This is a genomic window from Donghicola sp. (genome assembly GCF_025210255.1).
GTDB lineage: Bacteria > Pseudomonadota > Alphaproteobacteria > Rhodobacterales > Rhodobacteraceae > Donghicola > Donghicola eburneus.
Genome location: NZ_JAOARZ010000007.1, coordinates 1 through 13560, shown reverse-complemented (window position 1 = coordinate 13560; position 13560 = coordinate 1). Strand labels below are relative to the sequence as shown.

Genomic DNA, 13560 nt, shown 5'->3' with positions numbered 1-13560 from the left:
TCAGTCAAGTATTTGTTTTAAAACAACTTATTGACGCGGTCTGCGCGGTCGGCTATCCCTGACATCAACGAGGCAGCCAGCAAGTCGCCAGCCCCCTCACAGCTCTGAAGCCCCCTAGAACCAGCCCGCTCGCGCCGCAGCCACCTTTCTGTCGCCATATAGCCAGCACGCCCGTTTCAGGTCGCCAATGAGCCACCGTTGATCTTAAAAGAGCTTTGGTACGGCATCCTTGGGCGCGTCACGATCAGCCACGCCGATCCGCATTCCTGCACCGATCCGATGGGCAACAGCAGACCAACGCTCTGCGATTTCTGCGTCCAACTCCTCTGCCAGCACTTGATCAAACAGACTTAGCCAGTGGGCGAACATGTCGGCCTTGATCTCGGGCGTTTGCAGATGCGTGCGCATGGGGAAACCGTGGTAGTTCCGCTCTTGCAGTAGGGCATTACGCCAGAAACGGCTGATCTTGTCCTCGTGCGCGGGCCATGCATCGGCCGCAATCCGGCCATTAAACACGGGCCCCAGCACAGGATGCACCCGCACCCGCGCGTAGAATTTCGTGACGACACGGTCAATATCGGGGCCAGTGATGGGGTAGGGCATACGGCGACTCTCTGAATGGAACGCGGGTCAGGCTATCGCCCGTGCCGCACCGCCGCAACGGGTCGATGCATCGCAGCGCTTTACGCCCCGTTTTCTGCATCATATAAGGCGGCCATGACATTCGTGATGGCGATCATTATTCGAATTATCAGCCCGGCGCTCTGATCCAAACGAGCCGCCGGGATAAGGCGTATGGGATACCGCGCCGCCGCACCCTCTCAGACATAAAACATGACCGAAGGACGCCACACATGTGCGCCGAAACGCCCGACTACAAAGACACTCTGTTCCTGCCCAAGACCGACTTCCCCATGCGGGCCGGTCTGCCCAAGCGAGAGCCCGAATGGCTGGCCCGCTGGGAGAAAATGGACATCTATCAGCAGCTGCGTGACAAGGCCGAGGGTCGCGAGCCCTTTATCCTGCACGATGGCCCGCCCTATGCGAACGGCAACCTGCACATTGGTCACGCGCTGAACAAGATCCTCAAGGATTTCATTGTGCGCAGTCAGCAGATGCTGGGCCGCGAGGCGCGCTACATCCCCGGTTGGGACTGCCACGGTCTGCCCATCGAATGGAAGATCGAAGAACAGTACCGCAAGAAGGGCAAGAACAAGGACGAAGTTCCTGTCGTCGACTTCCGTCAGGAATGCCGCAAGTTTGCCGAGGGCTGGATCGACGTTCAGCGCAAAGAATTCAAGCGTCTGGGCATCACCGGCACGTGGGACGATCCCTATCTGACCATGAACTTCCACGCCGAGCGCGTGATCGCCGAAGAGTTCCAGAAGTTCCTGATGAACGGCACGCTGTATCAAGGCTCCAAGCCCGTGATGTGGTCGCCCGTTGAAAAGACCGCTCTGGCCGAGGCCGAGGTCGAGTACCATGATCACCAGAGCCACACGATCTGGGTGCCCTTCCGCTTCCAGAACGCTGGCGGCGATCTGGAGACTGCGCGCGTCGTGATCTGGACCACCACCCCGTGGACCATCCCGTCGAACAAAGCAGTCGCTTACGGCAACGGCATCGAATACGGCCTGTACCGCGTGGACGCGACCCAAGAGGAAAGCTGGACCAACCCCGGCGATCTGTACCTTTTCGCCAACACTCTGGCTGCTGATGCGCTGGAAAAATCCCGTGTGACAGAATTCACCAAGGTCCGCGACGTCGCGCCCAGCGAATTCGAAGGTCTGATCTGTGCCCATCCGTTCAACGGAATCGACGGGGCCGACGGCTTCTGGGATTACGACGTGCCCATGGTTGATGGTGATCACGTGACCGACGACGCAGGTACAGGTTTCGTCCACACCGCCCCCAGCCACGGCCAAGAGGACTACGAAGTCTTTGTCGCCCGCAACTGGATCGAGCGCATGACCTATAACGTGGGCGAGGAATCCGAATTCTTGGATCACGTGCCGTTCTTTGCCGGTCTTCAGGTCTTTGACCGCAAGGGCAAAGAGGGCAAAGCCAACACCACCGTCATCGCCAAGCTGGTCGAGGCGGGCGGGATCATCGCCCGTGGCCGTATGAAGCACAGCTACCCGCACTCGTGGCGCTCCAAGGCGCCGGTCATCTACCGCAACACGCCCCAGTGGTTCGCGGCAATCGACCGCGAGGTTGGCGACGGTCAGGACACCTACGGCAAAACCATCCGTGATCGCGCCCTGACCAGCATCGACCAGCTGGTAAAGTGGACCCCGCAGACCGGCCGCAACCGCCTGTATTCGATGATCGAAGCGCGCCCTGACTGGGTTCTGTCGCGCCAGCGCGCTTGGGGCGTACCGCTGACCTGCTTTACCAAAGTGGGCGCGAAACCGCAGGACGAAGACTTCCTGCTCCGCAACGAAGAGGTCAACGCGCGTATCAACGAAGCGTTCGAGACCGAAGGCGCGGATGCATGGTACAAAGAGGGCGCGAAAGAGCGCTTCCTTGGCAACGTGGTGAACCCTGACGACTACGAGCAGGTGTTCGACATCCTCGACGTGTGGTTCGACTCCGGTTCGACCCACGCCTTCGTGCTGCGTGATCGTCCCGATGGCGCGGCGGACGGCATCGCGGACCTGTACCTCGAGGGCACCGACCAACACCGCGGCTGGTTCCACAGCTCGATGCTGCAGGCTTGCGGCACAAAGGGCCGTGCCCCCTATCGCGGCGTGCTGACCCACGGCTTCACGCTGGACGAGAAGGGCAACAAGATGTCCAAATCGCTCGGCAACACCGTGTCGCCCGAAGACGTCACCAAGCAATACGGCGCCGATATCCTGCGTCTTTGGGTGGCCCAGTCGGACTACACTGCCGACCTGCGCATCGGGCCGGAAATCCTGAAGGGCGTCGCCGACAGCTACCGTCGACTGCGCAACACCATGCGCTTCCTGATCGGCAGCCTTGATGGCTTCACCGAAGCAGAGCGTCTGGACGTGGCCGAAATGCCCGAACTGGAGCGTTGGGTTCTGCACCGTCTGGCCGAGCTCGACCACAAAGTCCGCACCGGCTACACGGCCTACGACTTCCAAGGCGTGTTCCAGCAGCTGTTCAACTTCTGCACCGTGGAACTCTCGTCGTTCTACTTCGACATCCGCAAGGACGTGCTGTATTGTGACGCGCCGGACAGCATCCGCCGCCGCGCCGCCCGCACGGTTATGGACATCCTCTTCCATCGCCTGACCACGTGGCTCGCGCCGATCCTAACCTTTACCATGGAAGAGGTCTGGCTTCAGCGCTTCCCCGGTGACGACAGCTCGGTCCACCTACAGGACATCCCCGCAACGCCCGCCGACTGGCTGGACGAACCGCTGGCCGCCAAATGGTCGAGCGTTCGCAAAGTCCGCCGGGTGGTGACTGCTGCACTCGAAGTTCAACGAACAGACAAAGTCATCGGTGCCTCGCTCGAAGCGGCTCCGGTGGTCCACGTCGAAGACGCAGACACCCTTGCGGCCCTGAAAACCGTCGCGTTCGAGGATATCTGCATCACCTCGGGTATCGCCCTGACAGCAGATCCCGCACCAGCAGAGGCGTTCCGCCTGCCTGACCAGGCGGGCGTCGGTGTGGTCTTTGAAAAAGCAGACGGCGAGAAGTGCCAGCGTTGCTGGAAGATTCTGCCGGATGTGGGCACCCATAGCCACGCAGCGACCTGCAAACGCTGCAACGACGCACTCGACTAAAACAGAAAAGGGCGCCCGATACGGCGCCCTTCTTTCATCTTTGCCAAAATACTCCGGGGGTCCGGGGGCTGGCCCCCGGCGCTTACCCCTTTGGGCGTTCCGGAATAATCTGCTGCACAATCCCCACCAGAACCAGATAGATTGAGCTAGCCCCCAGCACCCAACCGGCCCAACTCGCGGGATGGAAATCGACCCATGCCGCCCACGCCGCAGAAGCTGTCCAGATCAGCGCAATCGGCAAGGAGACTGCCCGCCAGCGTTTCGTGCGGACGGGGTGGATAAAGCGCAGGTTCAAAAACATCGCCACGGCCAACACGATCACCAGACCCACAATAAACTCGGGCGAAGGCTTCAGCGCGAACAAGGGCAGGATGGCCATGTTCCAGCAGCCCGGAAACCCGCGAAAGCTTTTGTCTTCGGTCTTCATGCGCGTGTCGGCATAATAGAGCGCGCTGGTGTAAGTGATTACCATAATCGCAAGCCAGCCCATCCAGCCGGGCAGCAAGCCGGACTTGAACAGAGCATAGGCTGGAATGAACACGTAGGTCAGGTAATCGATGATCAGGTCCATCAGCACGCCATCAATCTCTGGGGCGTTCTTGCCGACCTCGTATTTCCGAGCCAAAGGCCCGTCCACGCCATCGACGGCAAAGGCAACAACGAGCCAGAGCACCATCATGGACCAGTTTTGCTCCACGGCGGCCAACATGGCGAGCATCGCGATGCAGGCACCGGTCGCGGTCAAAAGATGTACGGATATTGCGGCGGATCTGAGTTTCATCGGTTGTTCATGCAGCATTGGGGTGCACGGTGCAACCGTCACCCGCGTTTCGCTCGGGGGTGGGCGGCAGAATACACGTCCAGAAGCCGTGCATTGTCGACACCTGTATAAACTTGCGTCGTCGAAAGGGCCGCGTGCCCCAACAATTCTTGGATCGCACGCAGGTCGCCACCCGCGTTTAACAGGTGCGTCGCAAAGCTGTGCCGCAGGGCGTGCGGCGTGGCCGAAGAGGGTAGGCCAAGCTGCATCCGCGTCGTTTCCATGGCTTTGCTGATGACGCGGGGGTTCACGCCGCCGCCGCGCGCACCGCGAAACAGCGGCTCCTTCGGCCCCAGATCATACGGGCATTCTTTGACATAATCAGCGACCGCCTGACGGGCGGCGGGGATGACAGGGACAACGCGTTCTTTGCCGCCCTTGCCCACAATTCTCAGGGCATCGGGCAAGGGGGCGTCTGCGCCTGTCAGGCCCAGCGCCTCTGAGATGCGCAGGCCGCAGCCATATAGCAAAGTGACGATCGCAACGTCTCGGGTGCCGACCCACCCCTCACGGGGCAGAGTGCCAACGGTGTCGATTACAGCTTTGGCGGCATCCTCGGTCAGGGGGCGGGGCAGGGGACGCTGTGTACGCGGGGCACGAGTTGAGAGGACATTGGTTGGGTCAAACCCTTCGCGCTCTGCCAGCCAGCGGAAAAAGGTCTTCACCGCTGACAATCGTCGCGCAAGGCTGCGCGCGCCTGTCCCGCGGGCACGCTCATTCGCCATCCACGACCGCATGTCCGAAGGGGCGATGCGCAACAGCGGGCCAAGCCCTTCGGCGCCACCGTGGTGCGCGGCGAGGAAGGACAGAAAACCGACCACATCGTTGGAGTAGGCCTCGATCGTGTTGTCAGAGGCGTTCTTTACCCCGCGCTCATGCGCCAGCCAATTGGCCAGCGCATCCCGCTGCGCGGCAGAGATCAGGCTCATGCCAGCCAGCGGCGCATGGTCCGTTCGAAAACGCCAGCAAAGAACTCCAAGAGGTCCGCGCCCTGCTGCGGGGTGAACTGATGGGGGTCTTCGGCGCCCATTACCAGCATTCCGGGCAGGCGGCCCGCGCCAAAGTTCAGACGCAAGCAGGCTTCGGAGCGGATGTCGGCGTATTTGTCGCCGTGCACACGGCTGTCGCCCGATTGGATCTGGCGCAGAGTGACTTGGCGTGTTTGCCCGCCGCGGCCCATGGTCAGATAGTCACGAACGAACCCCTCTTCGGCAGATGACAGCACGTTGCTCAGCCGCTTGATCGCGGGCTCTTCGGCGCTCTGGCGGGTTTCCAGAACCAGACGCAGGCAATCCACGCGCAGGATTTGAGAGACCTCGCTGCCCAGATTGGCAAGGAAGTCTTCAAACGTGACGGGGTCCAACATAGCCAGAATAGCGCGGTGCACCTGATTGGTCCCAGCGAGGTTCTCGTAGGCGGCTGCGATCACGCTGCGATGAGTGTCCTCCAGCCGGTCCAGACGGGTTTCCAGTCGTTCCATCGCCAAGCCGCGCAGGTCAACAATATTGCTGCCCATTGCGCGTTCGTTCGCGGCGATCAGCGCGTGCATCAGGTCGCGGTCATCCAGAATGAGGTCCGGTTCAGCGAGAATGCGGTCGCGCAAGGGTGTTTCGATCTTTTGCGTACTGCTCATGTCGTAGGCCTGTTTTTTTAGTTACACGCGTTATAACACAGCCGATCCACGCGCGCCTTGTTTTATTGCACCTATCGTAAACCGTTGGTGACCTGTTGCGCGAAAGGCTCCGTCTGTTGCCCCGTTGGCATCAATTCCGCGGGTTGGCGTTTGCTTGCGAAGGGGCTAGGCCAAGGGGGATATCTGATCCAATCAGAGGAGCCGGAGTTTGGAACCAGCGTATTTCGAGGCAGGCGAACCCTGTGCGGTGCTGACAACGCAGCCGCTGGATCGCCCTTTGGATTACCTCGCCCCCGAAGGTGGGTGCTGGAGCGGCTCTTATGTTGAGGTGCCCTTGGGGCCGCGTCGCGTGTTGGGCGTGGTGTGGGGGCCGGCGGCAGGTGACTATGATCGGGCCAAGCTGCGCGCTGTACTGCGGGTGCTGGATGTGCCGCCGATGCGCGACGAGCTGCGGGACTTTATCATCAAGGCGGCGGATTACACGCTGACGCCTTTGCCTGCGATGCTGCGGCTGGCGACCCGCGCTCCGGGCCTCAGCGATGCGCCTGCCACGCGCCGGATCTACCGGCTGGGAGAGGGCGAGCCCGACCGGATGACCGATGCGCGCCAGCGGGTGCTGGAGACGATGCGGGAATATGGTGGGCTGGCCTTTACCCAGCGCGAGCTGGCCGAAATGGCGGGGGTGACGTCCTCTGTCATCAAAGGGCTCGTGAAGCAGGGGGCATTGCGCGAAGAGGATGCGCCCAAAGATTTGCCCTTTCCGCATCTAGACCCGAACCACAAGGGCAAAGACCTGACCGAAGATCAGGCCGCTGCAGCCACCCATTTAGCCCAAGGGATCGCCAGCGGCACCTATGGCACCACGTTGCTGAAGGGCGTGACGGGCTCGGGCAAGACCGAGGTCTACCTCGAAGCGGTCGCAGCCTGCCTGAAACGTGGGCGTCAGGCCTTGGTGCTGCTGCCGGAAATTGCGCTGACATCGGAGTTTCTGACCCGTCTCGAAGCCCGTTTTGGTGGCAGACCTGCTGAATGGCACAGTGGTGTGACGATGACCGAACGCCGCCGCACGTGGAAAATGGTGGCTGAAAACGGTGCCCAAGTTGTGGTCGGTGCACGCTCAGCCTTGTTTCTGCCGTTCCGCGATTTGGGGCTGATCGTGGTCGATGAAGAACACGACACGTCTTACAAACAAGAGGACGGCGTCCTTTACAATGCACGGGATATGGCAGTCCTACGTGCAAGCCTATGTTCCGCAAGAGTGGTGCTGGCATCGGCAACACCCAGCCTTGAGACATGGGCAAATGCCGAAGCGGGCAAATACGACCGTCTCGATCTGACCTCGCGCTTCGGAGAGGCGGTCATGCCAGAGATGGAAGCCGTCGATATGCGGGCTGAAACACTGGCCGCGAGCACGTGGATTTCACCTACTTTACGTAAGGCAGCGCAGGAGCGTATCGACCGAGGCGAGCAAGCCCTATTGTTTCTGAATCGGCGCGGATACGCTCCCGTCACGATCTGTCGGGCCTGCGGCCATCAGGTGGCCTGTCCCCATTGCGATGCACGCATGGTCGAACACCGGTTCCTAAAGCGACTGATGTGCCACCAGTGCGGCGAAACCACCCCGATGCCAGAGGAGTGCCCCAGCTGTCATGTGGCAGGTAAGTTGGCTCCGGTCGGACCCGGTGTCGAACGTCTGGCCGAAGAGGCGACGACGCTTTTCCCCGATGCGCGCATTGCTGTGCTGTCGTCGGATTTGTTCGGCAGCGCTAGGGCATTGAAAGAAGAGATCAAACGCATCGCGGATGGCGCGGCGGATATCATCATCGGCACGCAGATGGTGGCCAAAGGGCACAACTTTCCCAATCTCACTCTGGTAGGGGTGATTGACGCGGATCTGGGGTTGCAGGGCTCTGACCTTCGCGCAGCAGAGCGGACGTTCCAGTTGATGCGTCAGGTTGCGGGGCGGGCAGGCCGCTCGACCAAGCGCGGGCTTGCTTTGATGCAAACCTTTCAGCCGGAACATCCGGTGATCCGTGCCATCCTGTCTGGCGATGAAGAGGGCTTCTGGCAGGCCGAAGCTGCCGAGCGTCAGGCGGCGGGCGTGCCCCCGTATGGCCGCATGGCTGGTGTGATTGTTTCGTCAGAAGAATTAAATGACGCCTTCGATTTGGCAAACCAGCTTACAAGACAGTGCGAGCCGCTTCGGTCAGTCGGTGCACAAGTGTTCGGGCCCGCTCCAGCCCCGATTGCACGAATCAGGGGGCGTCATCGTGTCCGATTGTTGGTCAAGTCTCCTAAAGGGGTGGCTTTGCAAAAAGCAATCGCGCTCTGGGTGCGGAATGTAAGGGTAAAAAACACAACAAGGTTGACAATAGATATCGACCCGCAAAGCTTTCTGTAGATAGGCACTTTCTTAGTGTGTTCTGCATAGGTTAATATATTTCTGTCTAACGAGTCTGGTTTGTTATGGTTACATCTAAGGTAAACTGGGACGACTTTCGGTACGTCGCAGCACTTGCGCGGCACCGTTCTATGAACGTTGCTGCAAAACATCTCGATATTAATGTTGCGACCGTCTCACGCCGCATTCACCGCATCTCTCAGGATGTCGGGGTAAAGCTCTTTGTCCAAGGTCGGGACGGCTGGCGTCTGACGCCCGAAGGCCGCGCCCTGATGGACGTGATTGAACAGTTCGAGTCAAATCTGGCGCGTTTGGGCAACAACTTGCCCCATTTGCAGTCGGCTGCAGAGAAGGCGCGAGTTATCACAACGGGATTCCTTGCGGCAGATTATCTGACAGAACAGCTTGGGGCGTTCATGGAGCGTTACCCCGGGATCGAGCTGGAAATTCTGTGTTCGTCGATTGAAGCGAACTTCGACCGTGAAGATGTGGACGTCGCGCTGCGGATGAACCGTCCGCTGGACGACACCCTGATGGGCCACGAAGTCGGCAAGGTTCACTTCTGCGCGGTGCAAAAGCCTGATGCGACCAGTCGTGACTGGATTGCCCTGAGCCGCGAGCTGGACTGGACCCCCGAGATGCAAGCTGGCTACGAACGCTTCGGTCGTCCGCCCGTCATGCGGGTCGAAGACTTCAGCCTTGCGATGGATGCGGCGGCCTCGACCGGTCTGGCGACTATCGTGCCCCGTCTGCACCTGCCTGCGACATCGCCGCTCAACATCATCACTGGTGCGCATAGCGTTGCGACCCGCAGCCTGTGGGCAGTTTACCAAGAAAAGCGTCAGCGCGATCCGATTGTGAACGCTGTTGTGGACTGGATTGCCCAGAGTGTTGCGCAGCGCCGCCTGAGCGAGGGTTTCTCGCAGTCGAATAATGACGGTCAAGCGGGCGGGGTAGGTTACTCGGCCGAGTAATCCACCATACGGTCGGTGACGATAGCGCCGACCCACATGCAAAACAGTGCCAGCCAGGCGGTGCCGACAAAGATCGAGCCGCCTGTCACACCTGCGCCGATCGCGCAGCCCCCCGCCAACATGCCGCCAAAGCCCATCAGTGCCGCTCCGAGCATCGCGCGGCGCATATTGGCTTCGTCCTCAAACCCTTGGAATTTGAATTCGCCCTTGAACCAAGAGGCGGCAAAGGCGCCGATGAATACGCCGGGCACGAGGCCGACGTCGAACTCCAGCACCGGGTTACGCTCGAGAAAGAACATGAGCGTGTGGGCCGAGGGTCCCGTAAACGTCGCGCTTTCGATTTGCACTGGGTCAAAAGCGACTTGGGACAGGGCGTAGGTCAGGACCCAGCCGACCGCGACAGCGAACCCCACGCCCGACGCGAACATCAGACGTGTCCAGCCAATCTGTTGGCGCCGCGACAGTTCTAACGCAAAAACAGCAATTCCAAGCCCAAGGATAAGCCCACCCCAGTCCGGTAGTCCTACAGAAGCCTCTAGGTTCAGGTTGCGCCCGCCGCTCGTGATCCAGAGGGCCGCCAGCCGGTCCCGAAACGGAGAGAGCCAGCCGGACAGGCTCATTTGTGCGACGACCGCGAAGATCAGGCCAGAGACGATCGAGCGCAGATTGCCCGTCGCCCCGAGTACCAAGAGCCGGCCAGAGCAGCCTCGGGCTAGCACCATTCCGCAACCGAAAAGTAGCCCGCCAAGAATTGCACCGGACCAACTTCCGGGGACGGCCATCATTCGTGCGTCTTCGGCCTGCATCAGACCGCTGAGTTCTGCCGCCTGTACCCAGACCAGCGCCGTTGAGAAGGTCAGAAGCCAGACCGCCACTCGGTCCCCCATCTGGAACCGTCCAAATTCTACCGTCGCCGCCCGCAGGCAGAATCGTGATCGCTGAGCAGCGACGCCAAAGATCACGCCGGTGATCAGACCGAACAGAGCGGCAGTTGCGGCCTCTCCCAGCGATTCGACGATCCAGAGTATGTCCATTGTGCTCTCCTGTCGGGCGATTGGGAGGGGTTTACGCAGATCAGCCGCGGCGTACTTTGATTTGTATCAGAATATGAATGTGTGAATTTGATCGCTGATTGTTCGCTCCGCGATTGGGGAGTGCCTTTTGTCGGGACGAAGGCCGTATCTAGCGAAGTTCATCGGGAGGTGCGTCGTCCCGCCGATGCGCGACCACGCGCAACGTGTTTTATGTGCAGAATTGGAATACCCGTTTACGACGTCCCGCGCAGATTGAGCTTTGCCAGCGATCACGGGCGGGCGTAATAGACTTGGCATGAGTCGTTCTTTCTTTTCCCCGCTTCCGCTGGCCGACGCGCGCCATTTGCCGAAATGGCGTCAGCCCAAAACATTGCTGTTCGTGATGGCCGCCGCGATGCCGGTGGCGTTTGCGACATGGTCTGCCCTGCTGAATAACTTCGTGATCGAGGTGGCACAGTTCGATGGCTCTGACATCGGCTGGCTACACACGGTGCGCGAAATTCCAGGTTTTCTGGCGATTGGCGTGATCGCGCTGCTGCTGATCATTCGAGAGCAGGTCTTGGGGCTGGTCTCTCTGATCTTGCTGGGTGTCGCGACGGCGATCACAGGGTTCTTTCCGTCATTGGGCGGAATTCTGGTGGTCACAATGCTGAGCTCAATCGGCTTTCATTATTATGAGACGGTGAACCAGTCGCTCCAGCTGCAATGGCTGTCCAAGGAGGAGGCGCCCAAAGTTCTGGGCGCTTTGCTGGCGACAGGCAGTGCCGCGACGCTGGTGGCCTACGGCCTGATCATGCTGACGTGGCAGAGCTTTTCGCTGTCTTATTCCACAGTCTACATGATTGCGGGCGGGGTGACGGCGGCGGTCGCGCTCTTTGCGATCTTTGCCTATCCTCAGTTCGAAGCACCCAATCCTCAGGTTAAGAAGTTCGTTCTGCGCCGCCGCTACTGGCTGTATTACTTGCTTCAGTTCATGGCCGGAGCGCGCCGTCAGATCTTTGTGGTCTTTGCGGGCTTTATGATGGTCGAACGGTTTGGCTTTGACGTGCACGAGGTCACGGGGCTGTTTTTGATTAACCTTGTCGCGAACATGTTCTTTGCGCCCCTGATCGGGCGAATGGTGTCCCGCTTTGGCGAGCAAAAGGCGCTGGTGATTGAATATGTCGGCCTCATCGTTGTGTTTAGCCTGTATGGCGGCATCTACATGTTTGGATGGGGCGTCGTTCTGGCCTCTGTGCTCTATGTGATCGACCACCTGTTCTTTGCCATGGCGCTGGCGATCAAAACCTATTTCCAGAAAATCGCGGACCCCGGTGATATCGCGCCGACCGCGGCCGTTGCCTTTACCATCAACCATATCGCGGCGGTCTTCTTGCCTGCGGCCTTGGGCTACCTGTGGCTTCAATCGCCGGGCGCGGTCTTTGTGCTGGCGGCAGGGATGGCGGCGACATCGCTCTGTCTGGCACTGCTGATCCCGCGCCATCCGGAAAAGGGCAACGAAACCCGCTTTAGCCGGTTCGTGGCTGCGGTCGCAGAGTAAAGGGCGCTTGACCCAAGGCAGAAGGGGGCCTATCGCCCCCTGCAAGCCTGAACAGGAGTCCGAAATGCCCACCTACACCGCCTATACCAAGCTGACCGCCAAAGAGAACGCCGAAGCCTTGGGCGTGGCGATGGAGAACATGATCCCCGAGCCCACCGGCATCGGCGTGTTCGAAATGGAAGATGGCTCGGGCCTGTGGGAAGTCGGCGGCTATTTCACCGAAGAACCCGACGCGGCTGGTTTGGCGCTGCTGGCGTCCATGAACGACGCGCAGGATTTCGTGGTCAGCGAACTGCCCGAAACGGATTGGGTCGCCAAAGTGCGGCGTGATCTGGCCCCTGTGGTCGCAGGGCGTTTCTTTGTCTACGGCAGCCACGACGCGGACAAGGTGCCTGCGGATAGCGAGCCTCTGCTGATCGAAGCCGCAATGGCGTTCGGCACTGGTCACCACGGTACCACGCTGGGCTGTTTGCGGGCGCTGGATCGTTTGGACACGGGCGGGTTCAAGGGCAAGAACGTGGTTGATATCGGCTGCGGGACCGCTGTTCTGGGCATGGCCGCTGCGCGTATTTGGCCGAACCCCGTTCTGGCCAGCGACATCGATATCGTCGCGGTCGAAGTCGCCGAAGCGAACGTCAAAGCCAACGGTCTGGAAGGCCGCGTCAACTGCCTCGAGGCGACTGGTTTCGAGCACGAGACTTTCCACGATGCCGCGCCCTTTGATCTGGTCTTTGCGAACATCCTGAAGGCTCCGCTGATTGATCTGGCCCCCGATGTGGCCTCGCATCTGGGCGAGGGCGGCTACGCGATCCTGTCCGGCCTACTGGTGGATCAGGCGGACGAAGTCACCGAAGCCTATGTGGCGCAGGGCATGACCTTGGCCCACCGCGAAGACATTGGGGATTGGTCGACCCTGACCCTGCAGAAGTAATCTGACGCTGACATACAAAAAGGGCGCCTGACTGGATCAGGCGCCCTTTTGCGTTGGTCTGGTCTGCGGCTTAGAAGCGGCGCGCTTTTTTCATGTCGATGATGTCTGCGCGGCACAGGCCCAGATCGTCCAGCTGCGCGTCGGACAGAGCGTCCAGCGCCTTGTCAGAGCCCGTCGGGGCCGCCAGCGAATATGCGAAATGCACTGCTGCCTGCCAAAGGCGGGCACCAATGCCAGCCGCAGGGGTGTCGATGCGGGTGATATCGAGAACTGCCATTTTTGCGTCCCTTCGAGGTTGCAAGAAAAAAGTGGAGTGATTTCCTGATCCGTAAGCATTCGGCGTAGGCCGTGGGGCCGTCAATGCGCGCGGTCTTGATCCATTTCGATGAGTTCTTTCAGGTTTTCGATCCCGAACGGGGTAAATGCGATGACGCTGTCGTCGCCGAGGCCGTAGACCCATATGACGCCG

11 protein-coding genes are annotated in these 13560 nt (G+C 60.3%); 5 read left to right on the top strand and 6 right to left on the bottom strand.

Features of this window, described 5'->3' with window-relative positions; genetic code table 11:
• Positions 1-204: 204 nt before the first annotated feature.
• Positions 205-603, bottom strand: a complete 399-nt coding sequence (locus N4A58_RS00605) for a group III truncated hemoglobin (protein WP_072705640.1) — start codon at positions 601-603, stop codon at positions 205-207.
• 251 nt (positions 604-854) lie between these two features.
• Between N4A58_RS00605 and ileS the strand changes: the two genes are divergently transcribed.
• Positions 855-3758, top strand: a complete 2904-nt coding sequence (gene ileS / locus N4A58_RS00600; RefSeq protein ID WP_293706995.1) for an isoleucine--tRNA ligase — start codon at positions 855-857, stop codon at positions 3756-3758.
• Between the two features lie 82 nt (positions 3759-3840).
• Here ileS and N4A58_RS00595 read toward each other — a convergent pair whose 3' ends face one another.
• The 3 genes from N4A58_RS00595 to N4A58_RS00585 are packed head-to-tail and all read right to left on the bottom strand — an operon-like array spanning position 3841 to position 6211.
• Entirely contained in the window at positions 3841-4539 is a 699-nt protein-coding gene (locus tag N4A58_RS00595; RefSeq protein ID WP_293706993.1) for a CDP-alcohol phosphatidyltransferase family protein, read from the bottom strand.
• A 38-nt stretch (positions 4540-4577) separates the two neighbouring features.
• Entirely contained in the window at positions 4578-5507 is a 930-nt protein-coding gene (locus N4A58_RS00590; RefSeq protein WP_293706992.1) for a tyrosine recombinase XerC, read from the bottom strand.
• Positions 5504-6211 (bottom strand): DUF484 family protein, encoded by a 708-nt coding sequence (locus N4A58_RS00585; protein ID WP_293706990.1) that lies wholly within the window; start codon positions 6209-6211, stop codon positions 5504-5506. The genes N4A58_RS00590 and N4A58_RS00585 overlap by 4 nt, the downstream gene beginning before the upstream one ends.
• Positions 6212-6419: 208 nt before the next feature.
• On the opposite strand from N4A58_RS00585, the gene N4A58_RS00580 reads away from it, so the two are divergent.
• Positions 6420-8612, top strand: coding sequence for a primosomal protein N' (locus N4A58_RS00580; RefSeq protein WP_293706989.1), 2193 nt, complete (start codon positions 6420-6422; stop codon positions 8610-8612).
• 65 nt (positions 8613-8677) lie between these two features.
• Positions 8678-9586 carry a LysR family transcriptional regulator gene (locus N4A58_RS00575; RefSeq protein ID WP_293706988.1) on the top strand — a complete coding sequence of 303 codons (909 nt, stop codon included), beginning with the start codon at positions 8678-8680 and terminating at the stop codon, positions 9584-9586.
• On the opposite strand, the gene N4A58_RS00570 is transcribed toward N4A58_RS00575, so the two are convergent.
• Positions 9571-10620: a YeeE/YedE family protein gene (locus N4A58_RS00570; RefSeq protein WP_293706987.1), complete on the bottom strand. Its 1050-nt coding sequence runs from the start codon at positions 10618-10620 to the stop codon at positions 9571-9573. The two genes, N4A58_RS00575 and N4A58_RS00570, sit on opposite strands and share 16 nt — an antisense overlap.
• Before the next feature lie 295 nt (positions 10621-10915).
• Between N4A58_RS00570 and N4A58_RS00565 the strand changes: the two genes are divergently transcribed.
• On the top strand, positions 10916-12160 hold the full coding sequence (locus tag N4A58_RS00565; protein ID WP_293706986.1) for an MFS transporter: 1245 nt from the start codon (positions 10916-10918) through the stop codon (positions 12158-12160).
• Between the two features lie 64 nt (positions 12161-12224).
• Positions 12225-13091 carry a 50S ribosomal protein L11 methyltransferase gene (locus N4A58_RS00560; protein ID WP_293706984.1) on the top strand — a complete coding sequence of 289 codons (867 nt, stop codon included), beginning with the start codon at positions 12225-12227 and terminating at the stop codon, positions 13089-13091.
• A gap of 70 nt (positions 13092-13161) precedes the next feature.
• On the opposite strand, the gene N4A58_RS00555 is transcribed toward N4A58_RS00560, so the two are convergent.
• A complete protein-coding gene (locus N4A58_RS00555; RefSeq protein WP_072705660.1) occupies positions 13162-13368 on the bottom strand; it encodes a DUF1127 domain-containing protein in 207 nt (68 codons plus the stop codon).
• Positions 13369-13560: the final 192 nt, after the last annotated feature.